Genomic DNA, 18,427 nt, shown 5'->3' with positions numbered 1-18,427 from the left:
TGGTCTCGCCCACCTGTCCTGTCGAGATCAGCTTGACCTGGTGACCACGGAGAGCAATCATTACTCTGCGTATTGATCTAAGCCTCCCCGCGGCAGTCCCCTACCGGCTGACGGGGCGAATGAACGGAGAACCGCCACATGGGCGACTACGCCAAGGCGCTGGGGGCAAAGCTCCGCGCGATCCGCCAGCAGCAGGGCTTGTCTTTGCACGGCGTCGAGCAGAAGTCCGGCGGTCGATGGAAGGCCGTGGTCGTCGGCTCGTACGAGCGCGGCGACCGTGCCGTGACCGTGCAGAAGCTCGCCGAGCTGGCCGACTTCTACGGCGTCCCGGTGGCCGAGCTGCTGCCGGAGGGCCGGGTGCCGTCCGGGGCGGAGCCCGCCACGAAGATCGTCATCAACCTGGAACGGCTGCAACAGCTGCCCGCGGAGAAGGTCGGGCCGCTCGCCCGGTACGCGGCCACCATCCAGAGCCAGCGCGGTGACTACAACGGCAAGGTGCTGTCCATCCGGACCGAGGACCTGCGGTCGCTGGCCATCATCTACGACATGACTCCGGGCGAGCTGACCGAGCAGCTCATCGACTGGGGTGTGCTGCCTCCCGAGGCCCGTCCGGCCAAGGAAGACTGACAGGCGGAAGGGCCACCCGCCGGTTCGGACGGGTGGCCCCTCTCTCGACCGCTCACCTGCCGCGCAGGTCGTCGGGTGGCTAGAGGACGGCCCTGAGCTGGTCCGCGATGACCGCGATCCGGCCCAGCACACCGTTGACGAACCGCGGCGAGTCGTCCGTGGACAGGCCCTTGGCCAGCTCCACCGCCTCGTCGATGGCGACCGCGTCGGGCACGTCCGCCGCCCACAGCAGCTCGTAGAGCCCGATCCGCAGCACCGCCCGGTCCACCGCGGGCATGCGCTGCAGCGTCCAGCCCTCCGCGTGCTCGGAGATGAGGTCGTCGATGCGCGCGCGGTGTGCCGTGACGCCTTCCACGAGGGCGATCGTGTAGTCGTTCACCGGCGGCACGTCCGTCGACCCGACCCGGTCCGCGAGCAGCGTCACCGGATCGGTACCGCGCAGGTCCGCTTCGTAGAGGACGTCGACCGCGCGTTTGCGCGCCTTGCTCCGTGCGCCCATCTCAGCCGTTCACTCGGCCGAGGTAACGGCCGTCGCGGGTGTCGACCTTGATCTTCTCGCCGGTGGTGACGAACAGCGGGACCTGGATCTCCGCGCCGGTCTCCAGCGTGGCGGGCTTGGTGCCGCCGGTGGAGCGGTCGCCCTGCAGGCCCGGGTCGGTGTGCTGGATCACGAGCTCGACCGAGGTCGGGAGCTCGATGTAGAGCGCGACGCCCTCGTGCATGGCGACGATCGCTTCCTGGTTCTCCAGCATGTAGTTCGCCGCGTCGCCGACCGTCTCGGCCGGGATGCTGATCTGGTCGTAGGTGTCGCCGTCCATGAAGACGAAGTCGGCGCCGTCCTTGTACAGGTAGGTCATGCCGCGCTTGTCGACGGTGGCCGTCTCGACCTTGGTGCCCGCGTTGAAGGTCCGGTCCACGACCTTGCCGGACAGCACGTGCTTCAACGTGGTGCGCACGAAGGCGCCACCCTTGCCCGGCTTGACGTGCTGGAACGCGGTGACGGTCCACAGCTGGCCGTCGAGGTTCAGCACCAGGCCGTTCTTCAGGTCGTTGGTGGTGGCCACGGTGGTGGGCTCTCCTGTTGCGTGTGTGAGGGCGACGTCGGCGGGGCCGACGATCCGATCATCGGAGCTCGATGAGCTCTTTTGCGGTCAAGGTGAGGAGCTCCGGGGCGCCTTCGCGCACCACGAGCGTGTCCTCGATGCGGACACCACCCTTCCCGGCCAGGTACACACCGGGTTCGACGGTGACCGCCATACCGGGAAGAAGTGTACCGTCACCCGCCTTCGACAACGCTGGAGCCTCGTGGATCTCCAGGCCGACGCCGTGCCCGAGACCGTGCACGAACTGCTCGCCGTACCCGGCGTTCTCGATCACGCCGCGCGCCGCCGCGTCCACGTCCGAGACGCGGGCGCCGACCTCCAGCGCGGCCCGCCCGGCCTTCTGCGCGGCCGCGACCAGCTGGTACAGGTCGCGCTGCCAGTCCGCGGCCCGGCCGACGACCAGGGTGCGGGTCATGTCCGAGTGGTAGCCATCGACCAGCGCGCCGAAGTCGAGCTTCACGAAGTCGCCGTCCTTGACCGCCGCGTCCGTGGGCCGGTGGTGCGGCACGGCGGTGTTCGCGCCCGTCGCCACGATCGACTCGAACGACGGGCCCGCGGCGCCGTGGTCGAGCATCCGGCTCTCCAACTCGCGGGCGATGTCCTTCTCGGTGCGGCCCGGCCGCAGGCCGCCGTGCTCGACCAGGCCCGCCAGCGCCCGGTCGGCCGCCGCGCACGCCATCCTCAGCGCCTCGATCTCGGCGTCGTCCTTGACCAGCCGCAGCTGCTCGACCAAGTCGGAGGCCCGGACCAGCTCGACGCCGTCGGCCGCCTCGGTCAGCGCGTCGAGGCCGTCCACGGTCACGTGCCTGCTCTCGAAGCCGACCCGCTCCGCGCCCGCCTTTGCCGCCCGGCCCGCCAGCGCCACGTCGCACGGCCGGTCGACGACCCGTTCCAGGTCGGGCACCTGCGCCGCGGCCTGGGTGAGGTACCGGCCGTCGGTGCAGAACACCGAGGTGTCGTCCGAGTCGGCGTGCACCAGCAGCGCCGCGTTCGACCCGGTGAACCCGGTGAGGTAGCGGATGTTGAGCAGGTTCGTCACCAGCAGGGCGTCCAGGTCCCGTTCCCGGAGCGTGGCGCGCAGGGCGGCGCGGCGAGTGGAGTGCGGCATATCAGCAGCCTAGAGCCCGGTGGGCCACCTCACAGTGCCACTCGAAGGGGTGAAACTCGCTCGATGGTGTGACGTCGTCGGTCACCCCTAGGGTGGGCCGTATGCGCGCGTGGCTGGTCCGGGGGTTCTGGATGGGGTTGTTCCACGGCGGGGTGCAGACCGGCACCTCGGCGGTGAGCGTCTACAGCCCCGAGGCCGCCTCGTCGATCCGGTACATCGCGATCGGGCTGGTCGTCGTCATCGGTGTGCTGTGGGGCGCGCTGGACGCGTGGCGGCAGCTCGACGGGCGCGGCATGGTGTGGTTCTTCGCCGCGCTGGTGGCCGGCCCGCTGGCCGGGATCGCGGGCGTGGCCGGCCGCTCGCTGGTGGACCAGACCGGCCTCGAATCGCTCGGGCCCGCGCTGACCGGCGGTGCGGCGTTCACCGCGTTGCTGGTCATGGCGACGGCCGGGATCGGGATGGGCATCGGCAACGTGCTCCCCCAGCCCGAGGAGTCACAGCCCGACGGGTCGCGTTGACGCGGCCACCAACTCCACTTCGAAACCGTCCGTGTTCACCAGATACCCCGCGTAGTGATCCGGACCGCCGGCGTGGGGGTATTTGTCGGCGAAGAGCGGCGACCACCCGTGCTCGGTCGCGGCGGTGACCAGCCGGTCCACCCCGGCCCGGTCCGCGACGTGGAACGCCAGGTGGTTCAGGCCGGTGCCGAGGCGGTGGTGGGCGTCCATCGCGGGCGAGTGCTCGACCACCACGTAGGTGGGGCCGAGCCGCCAGCTCACGCCCGCCGGCCAGCGCTGGTACTCGACCCAGCCCAGTTCGCCGAGCAGCCAGCCGATGCTCCGCTCGGCGCGGGCCAGGTCGGGCACCCACAGTTCGACGTGGTGCAGGTGACCCGCGGTCATCCCGCGAGCACCGGCGTCACAGCAGGATGCTCCCGCCCGACTTCGGTTTCGGCTCGGCCGCCACCGCGGAGTACGCCGCCGCGATCAGCGCCGGGTCCGGGCCCTCCAGCCGACCGGGCTTGGCCAGGCCGTCGAGCACCACGAACCGCAGCACGCCCGACCTGGTCTTCTTGTCCGTGCGCATGCCTTCCATGAGCTGGCCGAGCGCGTCCGGGTCGTAGCCGGTCGGCAGGCCGAGCGAGGTGAGGATCGAGCGGTGGCGGTCGGCGGTCTCGTCGTCCAGCCGGCCCGCGAGGCGGGCCAGTTCGGCGGCGAACACCAAGCCGACGCTGACCGCCGCGCCGTGCCGCCAGCGGAACCGCTCGCGGCGCTCGATGGCGTGCGCGAGGGTGTGGCCGTAGTTCAGGATCTCCCGCAGGTCCGATTCGCGCAGGTCGGTCGACACCACGTCGGCCTTGACCTGGATCTTTCGCCGGACCAGTTCCTCGATCACGTCGCCGGTCGGGTCCAGCGCGGCGTTCGGGTCGGCCTCGATCAGGTCGAGGATCACCGGGTCGGCGATGAAACCGCCCTTGACCACCTCGGCCATGCCCGCGACGAGTTCGTTGCGCGGCAAGGTCTCCAGCGTGGCCAGGTCGACCAGGACGGCGGTCGGCTCGTAGAACGTGCCGACCAGGTTCTTGCCCGCGTCGGTGTTGATGCCGGTCTTGCCGCCGACCGCGGCGTCCACCATGCCCAGCAGGGTGGTCGGCACGTGGACCAGCTTCACCCCGCGCATCCAGGTGGAGGCGACGAACCCGGCCAGGTCGGTCACCGCGCCGCCGCCGAGGCCGATCACCACGTCGGTGCGGCCCAGGCCGATGCGGCCGAACACGTCCCAGCAGTACCCGGCGACGCGCAGGTCCTTGCCGTCCTCGGCGTCGGGCACCTCGACGCGGTGCGCGTCGATCCCGGCCTCGGCCAGCGCCTCGCGGACCGCCTCGGCGGTCTCGGTCAGCGTGGGTGTGTGGACGATCGCCGCCCTGTCCGTGCCCTTCAGGGTCTCGACCAGGTCACCGAGCAGGCCGCGGCCCACCACCACGTCGTACGGTCGTTCCGCGGCCACGCGGATCCGCACCGGCTCGCCCATCACCACTCCCCTCGTCGGGTCACCATTCGACCACGGTCGCTTCGAGCACGTTGCCGCCCCACACCCCGGCCAGCACGTCGGCCTGGTACTTGATCGCTCTGCGCGCGGCGCCCTTGACCTTCGACCAGCCGCTGACCTGGAACGTCACCGTGCGGCCGCTGAACTCGTACCGCCACGCACCGGCCACCCGGCCGTGCAGGACGAGCGCGCCGGGGCTGCCGACCGGCCGCCACACCCGCTTGGCCACGTCCGGGTCGGCGACCAGGTGGCGCGGGCCGAGCAGGTACGGGTCGCGCGGGAACAGCAGCAGCCCGGCGGGCGGGTCCGGCGCGTCGCGAACGTCCTCGTGCACGAGCAGCCGCTTGCCGTCGACCTTGACCGGGCGCAGCTCGGGCCAGACGTCCTGCGGGCCCGCGCCCAGCCACTTCCCCGCGTCCGCCTTCGCGAACGGACCGACGAGCCGGGCGTAGTCGCGCAACAGGGTCGGCTCGCCGGGCTCTTCGGTGTTCGGTTTGGCGTTGGGCCTGCGGAAGGTGAGCTTCGCGCCGTAGTGCTCCAGTTCGATGCCCGCGAGGAGCGTGCCCAGCCGGAAGAGGTTCTCGATGACGTGCTCGGTCTTGCAGCGGGGGCAGTACGGCCTGGCGATCTCGGGCAGCAGCGGGCTGATCGCGGCGGACAGCTCACCCTTGGTGGCCGTGTCACCGGGGAACTCGCGGTGCATCAGGTCCACGACCAGGTCGACGTGCTCCAGGTCGGGCACCGGGAACGCCCCGCACCACGCCGCCAACTGCTCCCGCGTGCGTGGTCGGAGCTGCCGGCGCAACGCGGGCAGGTCTTCGCGGTGGTGCAGGTGCGGCGCGCCGCGCACGCTGAGCACGCGCGTCAGGTCCTCGGTGCCCTCGCGGCGGCCTCGGATGCCCAACGCCGTCGCGCCCGTCTTGGCCGGGCTGTCCGCGATGCCGAGCGCGAGCACGGCCTGGTCGGTGGGCTGGTCACCGTGCAGGCCCTGCACCGCCGCGCGGTGCGCGAGGACCCGGGCGCCGGTCAGTTCCACGGAGTCATTCTCGCGCCGGTCAGGTCCACCGGGCGAGCACGGCCTCGACCACCTGCTCCGGCGCCAGGGCGTCGGTGACCACCTCGATGGTGGCGACTTCCCGGTACAGCGGCAGGCGGGCGTCCAGCAGTGACTTGAACGTCGCGCGCGGGTTCACGCCGGCCAGCAGGGGGCGTGCGCCGGACATGCCGGTGCGCTTCACGCCCTCGGCCATGCCGACGTTGAGGAACAGCACGGTGTGGCCGGCGAGGCGTTCGCGGGTGGTCGCGGACAGCACCGCGCCGCCGCCGAGCGCCAGCACGCCTTCGTGGCTCTTCAGGCCGAGCGCGACGGCTTCCTCCTCCAGCGCGCGGAACGCGGGCTCGCCGTCGCCGGTGAAGATGTCCGCGATCGACCGGCCCTCGGCGGCCACGATGTCGTCGTCGGTGTCGCGGAAGTCGACGCCCAGGCGGTCGGCGAGCAGCCGGCCGACCGTCGTCTTACCCGCCCCCGGCGGACCGAGGACCACGAGCTTCGGAGTCACAGCCCCTCCCAACGGGCTTCCAGGGCCTCCACGTAAGCGGCCACGTTGCGCTTGGTCTCGGTGATCGAGTCGCCGCCGAACTTCTCCAGCGCCGTCTCGGCCAGCACGAGCGCCACCACGGACTCCAGCACCACGCCCGCGCGCGGCACCGCGCACACGTCGGAGCGCTGGTGGATCGCCACCGCGGGCTCGCCGGTTCGGACGTCCACAGTGGACAGAGCGCGCGGGACCGTCGAGATCGGCTTCATGGCGACGCGGACGCGCAGCGGCTCGCCGTTGGTGATGCCGCCCTCCAGGCCGCCGGCCCGGTTGGAGCGCCGCGTGACGCCCTTCGGCCCGGTGCCCCGGTCGATCTCGTCGTGCGCCTGGGTGCCCCACCGCTCGGCGGTGGTGAAGCCGTCGCCGATCTCCACGCCCTTCATCGCCTGCACGCCCATCAGCGCGCCGGCCAGCCGGGCGTCGAGGCGACGGTCCCAGTGCACGTGCGAGCCGATGCCCGGCGGCAGACCGTAGGCGATGACCTCGATCACGCCGCCGGCCGTGTCGCCCGCCTCCTTGACCGCCTCGACCTCGGCCACCATCGCCTCGGTGCCGCGCGCGTCGAAGGCCCGGACCGGGCTGGCGTCGACGGCGGCCAGGTCGCCGGGACCGGGCACCGCCGCGTCGGCGGGGGTCTTGGCCTTGCCGATGGACACGACGTGGCTGATCACGTCCACGTCGAAGACCTGCTTGAGGAAGTGCCGGGCGACCGTGCCGAGCGCGGTGCGGGACGCCGTCTCGCGGGCGCTGGCGCGTTCCAGCACGGGCCGGGCCTCGTCGAAGCCGAACTTCTGCATGCCGGGCAGGTCGGCGTGACCGGGGCGGGGCCTGGTCAGCGCCTCGTTGCGACCCGTGGGCTTGAGCAGGCTCGGGTCGACCGGGTCGGCCGACATCACCGTCTGCCACTTGGGCCACTCGGTGTTGCCGATCCGGACCGCGATCGGGCCACCCTGGGTGAGCCCGTGCCGGACACCGCCCAGGATCTCGACCTCGTCGGCCTCGAACCCCATGCGAGGACTCCGGCCGAAGCCGAGTCGGCGGCGCTCCAGTTGAGCGGTCAGGTCGGCAGTGGTGACCTCGACCCCGGCGACCATGCCTTCCAGCACGGCGACGAGGGCCGGTCCATGAGACTCCCCAGCGGTGATCCAGCGCAGCACGGGCGAATCCTTTCACAGCGTTAACAGCCCCGAGTCCCCAGGTGAACGAGCGTGGGCCCGTCCCGCCGGGTGGACGGTCACCGCTCGCCGACCACGCCCCGCAACGCGTCGACCAGCCCGGTGGCCGCGATGTCGAACGACCGGTGTGACGAGTCGGCCAGGTTCAGCCGCACCGGCTCACCGAGACGGTCGAGCACCACGGCCAGCCCCACGCCGGTGAACCGGTGCCAGTGCGGAACCGGGTGCGCGCCGTGGCCAGCCGTGACATCGGCCACCTCATGCCCACGCCCGGTGACCTCGTCGCGCCCATCAAGGAAGGCGCGAAGGAACTCAACAAGCAGTTCCTCGCCGACGACAACCAGAAGTGGAACGAACATGACCGTCCGCAGTAAGCGCTCCCGCCGTCTGCGCGCTCTGCTCGGTTGCTTCGGCGGCATCGGCTTGGCGGTGATCGGTCCGATGGTGGTGCTCATGAAGAAGGGCGGGAAAGAGCCCGAAGAGACACCCTCAGCCGGCTGACACCGCCACCAGCCACGTGCCGGCCAGGAGCCCTGGTCCGTGGGGCACGCCGTCCGGCCGCCACCACAGGCCGACGAACAGCGTGATGGTGCTCGCCAGCAGCGCGCCCACCGGTAAGGCGAGCCAGGAGACCGACGCGAGCACCGCGCCCAGTGAGCCGGCCAGCTTGACATCGCCTCCTCCCATCGCGGACGGCACCAGCAGGCGTATGAGCAGGTGGAAGCCGCCGAAGAGGACGCAACCCGCCAGCGCACGCCCCAGGTCGGCGCCGCACAGCCACAGCGCCAGGCCGATCGCCGGGTACGCGGGCAGCGTCAGGGCGTCCGGTAGCCGTTGGTGCCGGAGGTCGGTCGCGACCAGCAGCACCCCCAGCCACGCCAGCAGCAGCGGCACGGGGAGCCAGTGCGGTGGCGCGAGTGCCCAGGCCACGAACCACAACGCGGCTGTCGGCACTGCGCACCACAGCCAGCCGACGTTCGCGCCGCGCGGCAGGTGGCGGAGGAGGCCGGCGCCCAGAGCACCGGCGAGGAAACCCGAGATGACCATGGACCCAGCGTCGTCGCGGGACACGCGCAGCGCAACGAGAAGTGCGGGTGAACGGTCCATTCACCCGCACTCGCCCGTCACCGGAAGATCAACGCTGCCAGGAGAACAGCGCGTCACCCGCCACCACCGGACCACCGGCCTGGTCCAGCAACACCTCCGGCGCCGCGTCCAACGCGATCACCGGGCAGATCGGGGAAAATCCCGCCGCCTCGACCTCGGCCGGGTCCCACGTCACCACGGGCTGCCCCGCGCGCACGGTCTCGCCCTTGACCACGTGCAACGTGAAGCCCTCGCCCTTGCGCTTCACCGTGTCGATCCCGAGGTGCACCAACACCGCCGCGCCCTCCGAAGTGGCCACGACGAACGCGTGCGGGTGCAGCGTCACCACCGTCCCGTCCACCGGGGACACCACCTCGGCGCTCACCCGATCGGGTTCCACCGCCACTCCCGGACCGACCATCGCCTGCGCGAACACCGGGTCCGGCACCTCGGTGAGCGGCACCACACGACCGCTGACCGGGCTGGTCACGCGCAGCGTCACAGGAGGTCCTCGATATCGCTGGCGATGGTGTCGGCCTCGGGGCCCACGACCACCTGGACGACGTTGCCCGAACGCATCACGCCATGCGCGCCCAGACCCTTCAAAGCCTTCTCGTCCACCAAAGAACCGTCTTCCAGCTCACAGCGCAGGCGCGTGATGCACGGCTCGATCTCCACGATGTTGTCCGCACCGCCGAGCGCGGCGAGGATGCGCTCCGCCTTGTCATCCGCCACTTCAAGTCCTCTCTCGACACCTGGCCTGAGGGTGCCACCGCTCGGGCACGGTCCCGTAACGGCGGTTGACACCCGGTCGGCGCGCGGAGCATCCTCCCCGCACCAACTGGTCTAGACCGGAAAGTACCAATCCCGGTTTACCGACGCGAGCACGGGGAGGTGTCATGAACCGCACCGAGATCGTCGACGGGCCCAAGCCCAAGCACGCCCAACTGCGCGACATCCTGCGGCGCATGGCCGAGCAGGAGCTCCCGCCGGGCTCCCCGATCCCGTCCGAGCGCGACCTGGCCCAGCAGTACGGGGTCTCCCGCATCACGGTCCGCGCCGCGGTCGGGCAACTCGTCGCCGAAGGTCTCCTGACCAGGGCGAAAGGCCGGGGCACGTTCACCGCCCGGCGTCGGCTGGACGTCCAGCTGTACCTGGAGTCCTTCACCGACGACATGCGTCGGCGCGGGCTGACCCCCGCGACCGAGGTGCTGGCGTGCGCCGAGGAGGTGCCGCCACCGGAGGCGGCCACCGCGCTCGGCCTGCGTCCGCACGAACCGGCGTGCAAGCTCGTCCGCCTGCGCCGGGCGGACGGCGTGCCGCTGGCCGTCGAACGTGGCTGGTACAACCCCCGGGTCGTGCCCCACCTCGACCGGCACGACCTCACCACCTCGCTCTACACCCTCATCGCCGACAGCTACGGCGTGCAGCTCGACCACGCGGGCCAGACCGTGTGGGCCGAGGGCGCCGATCCCGATACAGCGAAGCTGCTGGGCGTTCGGACCGGCAGCCCGCTCCTCGTCTTCCGCCGGGTCTCCAGCTCGCAGAGCAGGCCCGTCGAGGACATGACGTCCTGGTACCGGGGCGATCTCTACCAGGTGACCATGCAATTGGACCGGACCGTCCCGGATTCCGGCCCACACCACTCCGCCAAGGGAGGTACCACATGAGCGCCAGCGCACCTCAGGCGACCGGCGGTCGTGAGATCAAGGGACTGGCCGGTCTCCAGCGCTTCGGTCGCAGCCTGATGCTGCCGATCGCCGCGCTGCCCGTCGCCGCTCTCCTGCTGCGACTCGGCCAGGACGACATCCTCGGCAAGGACTTGCTGGGCTGGAACGCGGTCGCCAGTGTCGTCGGCGGGGCGGGCAACGCGCTGTTCGCGAACCTGCCGCTGCTGTTCGCCGTCGGTGTGGCCATCGGCTTCGCCAGGCGCGGTGACGGTTCCACCGCGCTGGCCGCCGTGGTCGGCTTCGTGGTGACGGAGGCCGTGTTCAAGGCGATGTCGCCGCTCGTGCTGCCGCTGCCGGCCGACGCGGCCGCCGACGCCAAGCAGGAGATGATCAACTACTCGGTGCTGACCGGCATCGTGGTCGGTCTGATCACGGCCGTGCTGTGGCAGAAGTACCACCGCATCAAGCTGCCCGCGTACCTGGCCTTCTTCGGCGGCCGGCGGTTCGTGCCGATCATGGTCGCGGGCGTGATGATCCCGGTCGGCGTGGTCATGGGCCTGATCTACCCGTGGTTCGACGCGGGCCTGACCTCGGTCGGCGAGGCGATCTCCGGCAGCACGATCATCGGCGCGGGTCTCTACGGCACGATCAACCGCCTGCTGATCCCGCTGGGCCTGCACCACATCCCGAACACGTTCATGTGGCAGGTCTTCGGCGAGTACGAGGGCAAGACCGGCGACATCCAGCGGTTCTTCGCCGGCGACCCGACCGCGGGCACGTTCATGACCGGCTTCTTCCCGATCTTCATGTTCGCGCTGCCGGCGGCGGCGCTGGCCATCGTGCACACCGCCCGGCCCGCGCAGAAGAAGATCGTCGCGGGCATCATGGGCTCGGCGGCGCTGACCTCGTTCATCACGGGTGTGACCGAACCGCTGGAGTTCGCGTTCATGTTCGTGGCGTGGCCGCTGTACGTGATCCACGCGGTGCTCACCGGCACCTCGCTGGCCATCAGCAACGCGTTGGGCATCCACGACGGGTTCGGGTTCTCCGCCGGTGCCATCGACTACGCCCTCAACTTCGGCATCGCGACCAAGCCCCTGCTGCTCCTGGTGCTCGGCGTGATCTACGCGTTCATCTACTACTTCCTGTTCCGCTTCGTCATCACCAAGTGGAACCTGAAGACTCCGGGACGCGACGCGGACGACGACCCGGAAGCCGACCCGAGCGTGGTCGAGAGCAACGTCGAAGAGAGCGACAAGGGCGACAAGGAAGACCGACAGGGCGCGACGGCGTCCTGACGGCGGACTGAAGGACGAGAGGACGGATCATGCCTGAGCGACGGGTCACCGTGGCGAGCAAGGTCGGACTGCACGCACGCCCTGCCGCACTCCTGGCGAAGGCGGCGGCCGGGCAGCCGGTGAAGATCACCATCCGCAAGGACGACGGCCAACCGGTCGAGGCGGCGAGCGTGCTGGGGCTGATGACGCTCGGCGCGATGCACGGCGACGAGGTCGTCCTGGCCGCGGACGGCGACGGCGCGGACGCCGCGCTGGAGGCGATCGCGGAGATCATCGCCACCGACCTCGACGGGGGCTGATCCCCTCAGCACGACGGCTGGGCCCTGCTCGCACTTCCGCGAGCAGGGCCCAGTGACGTGCACGGGGTTGCCCGAACGCGGGACTCACGCGTTCTGAGCGTTCAACTCGGGTGTTCTGAACGTTGGACACGCGTGTTCTGGGCGTTGGACACGCGCGTTCCCAACGTTGGACACGCGCGGGGTGGGGCTAGATGGGGAGGGGGAGGAGGTTGTTGGTGGCGGTGCGGAGGGCTTGGCGCATCGCTTCGCGGGGGGCCGGGTGGCCGGTGAACTGCTCGGACTGGCCGAAGGCCTGGTGCAGGAGCATGTCCAGGCCTGTGGCGAGGGTGCGGCCCTGTTTTTCCACCGCGTAGGCGAGTGGCGTCGGCCAGGGGTGGTAGATGACGTCCAGCACGCACGGGGCCTCGGCCAGGGCCGCGGCGATGGGCTCGGTGGCGGCCGGTGGCACGGTGCTGACCAGGACGTCCGACGACGCGGCGAGAGCGGCGAAGTCGGCGGTGTCCCACGTGACGACGTCCAGGGCCAGGCCGAGGCGGAACGCGCACGAGTCGGCCTCGGCGGCATGCGACACCGAACGCACCACCAGGGACACCTCGCGAACGCCGACCGACGCGAGGGCCACCAGTGCCGCCGTGGCGGTACCGCCGGCGCCCAGCAGAACGGCATGGGTGCCCGAGGTGAAGCCGCAGGAGGCGCGGAGTGCTCCCAGGATGCCGTCCACGTCGGTGTTGTCGGCCCGCCAGCCGTCGGCCGTCGGCACCAAAGTGTTCGCGGCGCCCACCTCGACGGCGCGCGAGGTCGCGGTGGTGGCGACGGCCAGTGCCGCGCGCTTGTTCGGCATGGTCACCGACAAACCCGCCCACGACGGGTCCAGGCCCGCGACCAGCCCGGCGACACCGGACGCCTCGCACTCGACCCGCGTGTAGGTCCAGTCGGACAGGCCCAGTGCCGCGAACGCGGCGTTGTGCAGCACGGGCGACAGGGAGTGGGCCACCGGCGAGCCGATGACCGCCGCACGGCGCGGCGCGGTCGGCGTCACGGTCAGAAGACGCCTTCCGCCCGAGCCTTGTCCACCGCGGCGTTGTGCTCCGGGAACGTGTTGTTGAAGCACGTCGTGCCGTCCTTGTTGCACTTCACGAAGTACAACCACGCACCGGCTTCGGGGTTGATCGCGGCGGTGATCGCCTCACGGCCGGGCGAGCCGATCGGCGTCGGTGTCAGGCCCCGCACGCCCGCGCTGTAGGTGTTGTACGGCCCGGACCTCTGCCGGTCCTCGTCGTCGGTGGTGATCCTCGGCCGGTCCAGCTTGTAGTTGACCGTGGAGTCCAGCTCCAGCAGTTGCCCCACCGCGAGCCGGTTGTAGATCACCCGGGCGATCTTGCCGAAGTCCTTGGTCAGGCCTTCCTTCTCGACCAGGGAGGCGACGACCAGCACCTCGTACGGCCGGAAACCGGTCTTGCCCGAACCGCTCGGGATGCCGTAGCCCTGCAACCGGGTCAGCGAGGTGGCGATCACGCTCTTGAGCAGCTCGGCGGCGTTCGCGCCCGGTTTGAGGTGGTACAGGCCCGGCACGATGAAGCCTTCGAGCCGGTTCTCCTTGGGCGCGCCGGTCACGTCCGCCAGCGCCCAGTCCGGGATGCCGAGGGCGGCCGGGTCGGCATTCTCCGCCGCGTCGCGCAGCTCCTGCGGCGTCACGCACTTCTTCGCGCCGTCCAGCTCCACGCACGACGCGTCGGACAGCATCGACAGGATGCCCTTGGTGATGCTGCCGTCCAACGCGGTGATGTCGTGCAGCACGTTGCCGCCCTTGACCTCCAGCGGCACCACCTTGGCCGCCGGGTCCACCATCCGCGTCACCGCGGCCGCACCGGACATCTTGGTCTTCATCAGGTAGAAGCCGGGCTGGATGGCGGTGACCCGCGCGTCCTCCGCGCCCGCCTCGGTGAACGCCCGCGCGCTGGCCACCACGCCCTGGTCGTACAGCGTGGTCGCGATCGAGGACACCAGGTCGCCGTCCTTGACCTCGACCACCACGTCGGTCTCGCCCGCGCCCGCGAAGTCGTCGTACGAGCCGATACCGCTCAACGTCCGGTACCCGTAGTACGCGCCGACGCCGCCACCGGTCAGCACCAGCGCCACGACGACCCACAGGATCGTCCGCTTGCGTCTGCGCTTGGCCCGACGGGCCGCGGCGTCGCTCTTGCCGCGCGCACGCTCGTCGTGGCGTGCGTCGGGGTCGGCGAACAACCCGAGGTCGTCGTTCACGAGCCGTCCTTAGCTCCGGGGGCTCGCTCCGCTGCGGATCGAGCCACTTGTCGCGCCCGTGCGTCCAGCCAGGATTGCAGGATCTCGACCGCTGCGGCCTGGTCGACGACGGCGCGTTGCTTCTTGCCTCGCACACCCCGCTCGGCGAGCACCCGGCTCGCGGTCACGGTGGTCAGCCGCTCGTCGGTGAGCCGCACGGGAACCGGGGCGACGAGCTCGGCCAACGCCGCAGCGTACGCCGCCGCCGCCTCCGCCGCCGGCCCGTGTTTCCCGGCCAGCGTCCGCGGCAGGCCGACCACGACCTCGACCACGTCGTGCTCGGTGACCAGACCGGTCAGGTCCGCCAGGTCCCGACCGTTCTTCACGTCACGCGCCAGGGTAACCAGTGGCGTCGCGAGAAACGCCCCCGGATCGCTCAAGGCGACCCCTACCCGCACCGCGCCGACGTCGACGCCCAGCCTCCGACCGAGGCCGGGATCGTCGACGCCGGCACGATCAGCGCTGCTCAACGGCGCGGTCCACCTCGTTGCGCAGGGCGGTGATGGCGTCACCGACACCGCTCGGGTTCGTGCCGCCACCCTGGGCGAGGTCCGGCTTGCCGCCGCCACGACCGCCCACGGCCGGGGCGAAGGCGGGCACCAGCTTGCCGGCGGCCAGCCCCAGGTCGCGGGCGGCGGCGGTGGTGGCCACCACGAAGCTGACCTTGTCGCCGTCCGGGGCGAACAGGCCGACCACGCCCGGCTTGGCGCCGAGCCGGTTGCGCACCTCGCCGGCGATGGTCCGCACGTCGGCGCCCGACGTGCCCTCCGGCAGCACCAGGGCCACCAGGGACACGCCGCGCACGTCCAAGGCCTGGTCGGCCAGCGAGCCGGCGTTGGCGACGAGCTGGGCGGACTTGACCTTCTCCAGCTCCTTCTCGGCCACCCGCAACCGCTCCACCAGGGCCTCGACCCGGGCGGGCACCTCGGCGTCGGGCACCTTCAGCATGGCGGCGACGTTCTGCACCAGGGCCCGTTCCTGGGCCAGGTACTTGAAGGCCTCGATGCCGACGTAGGCCTCCAGCCGGCGCACGCCGGAGCCGACGGACGACTCGCCGATCACCGTGATCGGGCCGATCTGGGACGAGTGCTCGACGTGCGTGCCACCGCACAACTCGCGCGACCACGGCCCGCCGATCTCGACCACGCGCACGGTCTCGTCGTAGGTCTCGCCGAACAGGGCGACGGCGCCCATCTCCTGGGCACCGCCCATGTCGGTGTAGACGACCTTGACCGGCAGGTCCTTGCGCACGGCCAGGTTGGAGACCTCTTCGATCTCGCTGCGGGTCTCCTCGGACAGGCCGCCGGTCCAGGCGAAGTCCAGCCGCAGGTAGCCCGGCTTGTTGTACGAGCCGCTCTGCAGGGCGGACGGGCCGAGCACCTGGCGCAGGGCGGCGTGCACGACGTGCGTGCCCGAGTGGCCCTGGCGGGCGCCGACGCGCCACTCCGGATCGACCCTGGCCTCGACGTGCTCGCCCTCGGCGATCTCGCCGCTGACCACGCGCACCTGGTGCACCCACAGCTTGCGGGACACCTTCTGGACGTCCACGACCTCCAGCTCGGCGCTACCGGAGACGATCACGCCGGCGTCGCTCTCCTGGCCGCCGGACTCGGCGTACAGCGGCGTGCGGTCGAGCACGACCTCGACGATGTCGCCCTCACGAGCCGACTTGACCCGCTTGCCGTTGCTGACGATGCCGCGCAGGGTGGCCTCGCTGGCCAGCTCCTGGTAGCCGGTGAACTCGGTGGCTCCGAGTTCCAGCAGCTCCCGGTACACGGTCTGGTCGCCGTGGCCGGTCTTCTTGCCGGCGGCGTCGGCCTTGGCCCGGGCGCGCTGCTCGGCCATCAGCTTGCGGAAGCCGTCCTCGTCCACGGTCAGGCCGGCCTCGGCGGCCATCTCCAGGGTGAGGTCGAGCGGGAAGCCGTAGGTGTCGTGCAGCTGGAAGGCCTTGTCACCGGGCAGGGTGGCCCGGCCGTCGGCCTTGACCTCGGTGGCGGCGCTCTCGAAGATCCGCGATCCGGCGTCGAGCGTGCGCAGGAACGTGTCCTCCTCGGCCTTGAGCACCTGGGCGATCCGGTCGAAGCCCTTGACCAGGTCCGGGTAGGCCGGGCCCATGGCGTCCCGGACGACCTCGGCGAACTGCACCAGCACCGGCTCGGTCACGCCGAGCAGGCGGGCCGAGCGGACGATGCGGCGCAGCAGGCGGCGCAGCACGTAGCCGCGGGCCTCGTTGCCCGGCGTGACGCCGTCGCCGACGATCAGCACGCCGCTGCGGGCGTGGTCGGCGATCACGCGGAAGCGGACGTCGTCGGTCTCGTCGGCGCCGTACTTGCGGCCGGACAGCTCCTCGGCCTTCTGGATCACCGGGCGGACCAGGTCGGTCTCGTAGACGTTGTCCACGTCCTGGAGCAGCACGGCCACCCGCTCGACGCCCATGCCGGTGTCGATGTTCTTGGCGGGCAGGTCCCCGACGATCGGGAACTCCTCCTTGCCGCCGCCCTCGCCGCGGACGTTCTGCATGAAGACGAGGTTCCAGATCTCCAGGTACCGGTTCTCGTCGGCGACGGGGCCGCCCTCGGCGCCGTACTGCGGGCCCCGGTCGTAGTAGATCTCCGAGCACGGGCCGCACGGGCCGGGCACGCCCATCGACCAGAAGTTGTCGGCCATGCCGCGCCGCTGGATGCGCTCCAGCGGGAGGCCGGCGACCTTCTGCCACAGCTCGATGGCCTCGTCGTCGTCGAGGTAGACGGTCACCCACAGGCGCTCGGGGTCGAAGCCGTAGCCGCCCTCGTCCTGGGACCTGGTGATCAGCTCCCAGGCGAAGCGGATGGCGTCTTCCTTGAAGTAGTCGCCGAACGAGAAGTTGCCGGCCATCTGGAAGAACGTGTTGTGCCGGGCGGTCTTGCCGACCTCGTCGATGTCGCCGGTGCGCACGACCTTCTGGATGCTCGTGGCGCGCTTGTACGGCGGCGGGGCCTCGCCGAGGAAGTACGGCTTGAACGGCACCATGCCGGCGTTGACGAACAGCAGGTTCGGGTCGTCCAGGATGAGCGAGGCGCTGGGCACGTACTTGTGGCCGGCGTTCTCGAAGTGCTCGCGGAATCGCTTGATGATCTCGTGGGTCTGCACGGGTCTTGTCCTTCGGAAGTGTGGAAGTCAGGGCGCGACGAGGCGAACGAACGACCTACCTGCCGTCGTTCGCCCCGCGCGCTCGCCGACCCGGCGTGAAGCCCGTCTGACGTTCCACGGTCTCTTGCAACTCCTGTTCGCGCTCCGACATTCCGGCGCGCACCTCGGCGCCGAAGGAGCCCAGGGCGCCGGCCAGCTCGCGCAGGCCCTGGCCCACGTTCTCGCCGATGCCCGCGGGCGTGGCGGCGTGCGCGGCCTGTCCCGCCTTGCGGGTGGCGAACACGCCCGCGGCGATGCCGAGTCCGAACCAGAACAGCCGCCTCATCGCCTGCCCCTGCGTCGAGTGTGCTTGCTGGGAGCTTCCTTCGCCGTGCGCCGGGCGCGGATGGCCTTGCTCACGCCGTAGGACAGCGCGGCGGCCTTGACCAGCGGCCCGCCGAGCGTGGCGGTGAACAGGGAGGTCAGCGCGGAGACGTTGCCGGTGACCGCGCGGGCGTTGGCGGTGATCCCGTCCACCCGCTCCAACTGCGTGTTCACGTGCGAGATCGTCGTGTTCGCGCCGGTGAAGATCGGGTCGCTGTTCTGGTGCGCCTTGCGGATGGCGATCGTGGCCTCGTCCAGCGTGCGGCCCAGCTTGATCAACGGGATCGCCAGCAGCAGCACAAGCAGCACGAACGCGCCGGCGGCGACCAGCGCGGCGATCTGCCCTGGCGACACGGATCCTCCTGGTGGATTTTGCGAGTGCCCGGATTCACCGGGATTGCAGCTCGCCTGCACTACAGCGGGTGGCCAAGGTTACCGCGACCTGTTTGACGGGTTCGAACGAGATCAGCGGTGCGGGCGCGCCGGCTCGTGCCACGGGTTGGGACGGCAGGCCAAGACCCCCCATTTGGCGTCAATGAGATCGCGGTTTCGGCGGCTAGCGTTGGTCTGGCGGTGATCGTCACACCGGTGATGATCGCTCCGGCTTGACACGTGCGA

The 18,427-nt window shown here is 70.9% G+C and carries 25 protein-coding genes; 7 read left to right on the top strand and 18 right to left on the bottom strand.

Annotated features, from left to right (window positions below):
* Positions 1-138: 138 nt before the first annotated feature.
* Positions 139-627 (top strand): transcriptional regulator BldD, encoded by a 489-nt coding sequence (gene bldD / locus ALI22I_RS12925; protein ID WP_015103676.1) that lies wholly within the window; start codon positions 139-141, stop codon positions 625-627.
* Positions 628-706: 79 nt separating this feature from the next.
* Here the strand turns inward: bldD and nusB are convergent, their stop codons facing one another.
* From nusB to ALI22I_RS12910, 3 genes are read right to left on the bottom strand one after another with little or no spacing between them, the layout of a single operon-like run.
* On the bottom strand, positions 707-1,126 hold the full coding sequence (gene nusB / locus ALI22I_RS12920) for a transcription antitermination factor NusB (protein WP_077005718.1): 420 nt from the start codon (positions 1,124-1,126) through the stop codon (positions 707-709).
* Position 1,127: 1 nt separating this feature from the next.
* Entirely contained in the window at positions 1,128-1,691 is a 564-nt protein-coding gene (gene efp / locus ALI22I_RS12915) for an elongation factor P (RefSeq protein WP_033440715.1), read from the bottom strand.
* A gap of 58 nt (positions 1,692-1,749) precedes the next feature.
* Positions 1,750-2,838: a M24 family metallopeptidase gene (locus ALI22I_RS12910; protein WP_077005717.1), complete on the bottom strand. Its 1,089-nt coding sequence runs from the start codon at positions 2,836-2,838 to the stop codon at positions 1,750-1,752.
* A 101-nt stretch (positions 2,839-2,939) separates the two neighbouring features.
* On the opposite strand from ALI22I_RS12910, the gene ALI22I_RS12905 reads away from it, so the two are divergent.
* Positions 2,940-3,356 carry a B-4DMT family transporter gene (locus ALI22I_RS12905; RefSeq protein ID WP_083751677.1) on the top strand — a complete coding sequence of 139 codons (417 nt, stop codon included), beginning with the start codon at positions 2,940-2,942 and terminating at the stop codon, positions 3,354-3,356.
* Here ALI22I_RS12905 and ALI22I_RS12900 read toward each other — a convergent pair.
* The 6 genes from ALI22I_RS12900 to ALI22I_RS54635 all read right to left on the bottom strand — a co-directional run bounded on the left by ALI22I_RS12900 (position 3,333) and on the right by ALI22I_RS54635 (position 7,854).
* Positions 3,333-3,740, bottom strand: coding sequence for a VOC family protein (locus ALI22I_RS12900; RefSeq protein WP_077005716.1), 408 nt, complete (start codon positions 3,738-3,740; stop codon positions 3,333-3,335). The genes ALI22I_RS12905 and ALI22I_RS12900 overlap by 24 nt on opposite strands.
* Before the next feature lie 16 nt (positions 3,741-3,756).
* Positions 3,757-4,869 (bottom strand): 3-dehydroquinate synthase, encoded by a 1,113-nt coding sequence (gene aroB / locus ALI22I_RS12895; RefSeq protein ID WP_077005810.1) that lies wholly within the window; start codon positions 4,867-4,869, stop codon positions 3,757-3,759.
* Between the two features lie 19 nt (positions 4,870-4,888).
* Positions 4,889-5,923: a DNA glycosylase AlkZ-like family protein gene (locus ALI22I_RS12890; RefSeq protein WP_077005715.1), complete on the bottom strand. Its 1,035-nt coding sequence runs from the start codon at positions 5,921-5,923 to the stop codon at positions 4,889-4,891.
* Between the two features lie 19 nt (positions 5,924-5,942).
* Positions 5,943-6,446, bottom strand: coding sequence for a shikimate kinase (locus tag ALI22I_RS12885; protein ID WP_077005714.1), 504 nt, complete (start codon positions 6,444-6,446; stop codon positions 5,943-5,945).
* Positions 6,443-7,642: a chorismate synthase gene (aroC, locus tag ALI22I_RS12880; RefSeq protein WP_077005713.1), complete on the bottom strand. Its 1,200-nt coding sequence runs from the start codon at positions 7,640-7,642 to the stop codon at positions 6,443-6,445. Before aroC ends, ALI22I_RS12885 begins: the two co-directional genes overlap by 4 nt.
* A gap of 77 nt (positions 7,643-7,719) precedes the next feature.
* Positions 7,720-7,854, bottom strand: a complete 135-nt coding sequence (locus ALI22I_RS54635) for a hypothetical protein (RefSeq protein ID WP_274522788.1) — start codon at positions 7,852-7,854, stop codon at positions 7,720-7,722.
* Between the two features lie 39 nt (positions 7,855-7,893).
* Here ALI22I_RS54635 and ALI22I_RS50740 point away from each other — a divergent pair, with 39 nt between their 5' ends.
* Both ALI22I_RS50740 and ALI22I_RS50735 read left to right on the top strand, forming a co-directional pair.
* Positions 7,894-8,034 carry a hypothetical protein gene (locus ALI22I_RS50740; RefSeq protein WP_179118211.1) on the top strand — a complete coding sequence of 47 codons (141 nt, stop codon included), beginning with the start codon at positions 7,894-7,896 and terminating at the stop codon, positions 8,032-8,034.
* Positions 8,018-8,161 (top strand): hypothetical protein, encoded by a 144-nt coding sequence (locus ALI22I_RS50735; RefSeq protein WP_179118210.1) that lies wholly within the window; start codon positions 8,018-8,020, stop codon positions 8,159-8,161. The genes ALI22I_RS50740 and ALI22I_RS50735 overlap by 17 nt, the downstream gene beginning before the upstream one ends.
* On the opposite strand, the gene ALI22I_RS12870 is transcribed toward ALI22I_RS50735, so the two are convergent.
* The 3 genes from ALI22I_RS12870 to ALI22I_RS12860 all read right to left on the bottom strand — a co-directional run bounded on the left by ALI22I_RS12870 (position 8,150) and on the right by ALI22I_RS12860 (position 9,481).
* The gene (locus ALI22I_RS12870; RefSeq protein WP_077005711.1) at positions 8,150-8,707 is read right to left on the bottom strand and encodes a prepilin peptidase; all 558 of its coding nucleotides are present in this window, start codon (positions 8,705-8,707) and stop codon (positions 8,150-8,152) included. The two genes, ALI22I_RS50735 and ALI22I_RS12870, sit on opposite strands and share 12 nt — an antisense overlap.
* An 88-nt stretch (positions 8,708-8,795) precedes the next feature.
* On the bottom strand, positions 8,796-9,248 hold the full coding sequence (locus tag ALI22I_RS12865; protein ID WP_077005710.1) for a PTS sugar transporter subunit IIA: 453 nt from the start codon (positions 9,246-9,248) through the stop codon (positions 8,796-8,798).
* Positions 9,245-9,481 (bottom strand): glucose PTS transporter subunit EIIB, encoded by a 237-nt coding sequence (locus ALI22I_RS12860; protein ID WP_053721653.1) that lies wholly within the window; start codon positions 9,479-9,481, stop codon positions 9,245-9,247. The genes ALI22I_RS12865 and ALI22I_RS12860 overlap by 4 nt, the downstream gene beginning before the upstream one ends.
* Before the next feature lie 164 nt (positions 9,482-9,645).
* On the opposite strand from ALI22I_RS12860, the gene ALI22I_RS12855 reads away from it, so the two are divergent.
* Genes ALI22I_RS12855 through ALI22I_RS12845 form a run of 3 tightly spaced genes read left to right on the top strand, consistent with a single transcriptional unit; the run spans position 9,646 to position 12,013 of the window.
* A complete protein-coding gene (locus ALI22I_RS12855; RefSeq protein WP_077005709.1) occupies positions 9,646-10,416 on the top strand; it encodes a GntR family transcriptional regulator in 771 nt (256 codons plus the stop codon).
* Complete coding sequence (locus tag ALI22I_RS12850) at positions 10,413-11,714, top strand: PTS transporter subunit EIIC (RefSeq protein WP_077005708.1); 1,302 nt, start codon at positions 10,413-10,415, stop codon at positions 11,712-11,714. The genes ALI22I_RS12855 and ALI22I_RS12850 overlap by 4 nt, the downstream gene beginning before the upstream one ends.
* A 29-nt stretch (positions 11,715-11,743) precedes the next feature.
* Positions 11,744-12,013: an HPr family phosphocarrier protein gene (locus tag ALI22I_RS12845; RefSeq protein WP_077005707.1), complete on the top strand. Its 270-nt coding sequence runs from the start codon at positions 11,744-11,746 to the stop codon at positions 12,011-12,013.
* Between the two features lie 187 nt (positions 12,014-12,200).
* Here the strand turns inward: ALI22I_RS12845 and ALI22I_RS12840 are convergent, their stop codons facing one another.
* From ALI22I_RS12840 to ALI22I_RS12815, 6 genes are read right to left on the bottom strand one after another with little or no spacing between them, the layout of a single operon-like run.
* Positions 12,201-13,052 carry a shikimate dehydrogenase gene (locus ALI22I_RS12840; protein ID WP_077005706.1) on the bottom strand — a complete coding sequence of 284 codons (852 nt, stop codon included), beginning with the start codon at positions 13,050-13,052 and terminating at the stop codon, positions 12,201-12,203.
* A gap of 2 nt (positions 13,053-13,054) precedes the next feature.
* On the bottom strand, positions 13,055-14,278 hold the full coding sequence (gene mltG, locus ALI22I_RS12835; protein WP_077005705.1) for an endolytic transglycosylase MltG: 1,224 nt from the start codon (positions 14,276-14,278) through the stop codon (positions 13,055-13,057).
* Entirely contained in the window at positions 14,275-14,787 is a 513-nt protein-coding gene (ruvX, locus tag ALI22I_RS12830; RefSeq protein WP_077005704.1) for a Holliday junction resolvase RuvX, read from the bottom strand. Before ruvX ends, mltG begins: the two co-directional genes overlap by 4 nt.
* Positions 14,774-17,446: an alanine--tRNA ligase gene (gene alaS, locus ALI22I_RS12825; protein WP_077005703.1), complete on the bottom strand. Its 2,673-nt coding sequence runs from the start codon at positions 17,444-17,446 to the stop codon at positions 14,774-14,776. Before alaS ends, ruvX begins: the two co-directional genes overlap by 14 nt.
* 55 nt (positions 17,447-17,501) lie before the next feature.
* The gene (locus tag ALI22I_RS12820) at positions 17,502-17,771 is read right to left on the bottom strand and encodes a hypothetical protein (protein WP_077005702.1); all 270 of its coding nucleotides are present in this window, start codon (positions 17,769-17,771) and stop codon (positions 17,502-17,504) included.
* Positions 17,768-18,163, bottom strand: a complete 396-nt coding sequence (locus tag ALI22I_RS12815; RefSeq protein WP_077005701.1) for a DUF948 domain-containing protein — start codon at positions 18,161-18,163, stop codon at positions 17,768-17,770. The genes ALI22I_RS12820 and ALI22I_RS12815 overlap by 4 nt, the downstream gene beginning before the upstream one ends.
* Positions 18,164-18,427: the final 264 nt, after the last annotated feature.

The sequence above is a fragment of the Saccharothrix sp. ALI-22-I genome, from assembly GCF_001984175.1.
Lineage (GTDB): Bacteria > Actinomycetota > Actinomycetes > Mycobacteriales > Pseudonocardiaceae > Actinosynnema.
The sequence above is the reverse complement of the archived record's forward strand: the minus strand, read 5'-3'. Positions and strand labels throughout refer to the sequence as shown.

What these genes read in the sequence shown, in the direction of transcription:
- ALI22I_RS12870 (WP_077005711.1), bottom strand. Translation starts at nt 8,707, where the DNA reads ATGGTCATCTCGGGTTTCCTCGCCGGTGCTCTGGGCGCCGGCCTCCTC.
- ALI22I_RS50735 (WP_179118210.1), top strand. Translation starts at nt 8,018, where the DNA reads ATGACCGTCCGCAGTAAGCGCTCCCGCCGTCTGCGCGCTCTGCTCGGT.
- ALI22I_RS12905 (WP_083751677.1), top strand. Translation starts at nt 2,940, where the DNA reads ATGCGCGCGTGGCTGGTCCGGGGGTTCTGGATGGGGTTGTTCCACGGC.
- ALI22I_RS12855 (WP_077005709.1), top strand. Translation starts at nt 9,646, where the DNA reads ATGAACCGCACCGAGATCGTCGACGGGCCCAAGCCCAAGCACGCCCAA.
- ALI22I_RS12845 (WP_077005707.1), top strand. Translation starts at nt 11,744, where the DNA reads ATGCCTGAGCGACGGGTCACCGTGGCGAGCAAGGTCGGACTGCACGCA.
- bldD (WP_015103676.1), top strand. Translation starts at nt 139, where the DNA reads ATGGGCGACTACGCCAAGGCGCTGGGGGCAAAGCTCCGCGCGATCCGC.
- ALI22I_RS12850 (WP_077005708.1), top strand. Translation starts at nt 10,413, where the DNA reads ATGAGCGCCAGCGCACCTCAGGCGACCGGCGGTCGTGAGATCAAGGGA.
- ALI22I_RS12900 (WP_077005716.1), bottom strand. Translation starts at nt 3,740, where the DNA reads ATGACCGCGGGTCACCTGCACCACGTCGAACTGTGGGTGCCCGACCTG.
- ALI22I_RS12820 (WP_077005702.1), bottom strand. Translation starts at nt 17,771, where the DNA reads ATGAGGCGGCTGTTCTGGTTCGGACTCGGCATCGCCGCGGGCGTGTTC.
- nusB (WP_077005718.1), bottom strand. Translation starts at nt 1,126, where the DNA reads ATGGGCGCACGGAGCAAGGCGCGCAAACGCGCGGTCGACGTCCTCTAC.
- ALI22I_RS12910 (WP_077005717.1), bottom strand. Translation starts at nt 2,838, where the DNA reads ATGCCGCACTCCACTCGCCGCGCCGCCCTGCGCGCCACGCTCCGGGAA.
- aroB (WP_077005810.1), bottom strand. Translation starts at nt 4,869, where the DNA reads ATGGGCGAGCCGGTGCGGATCCGCGTGGCCGCGGAACGACCGTACGAC.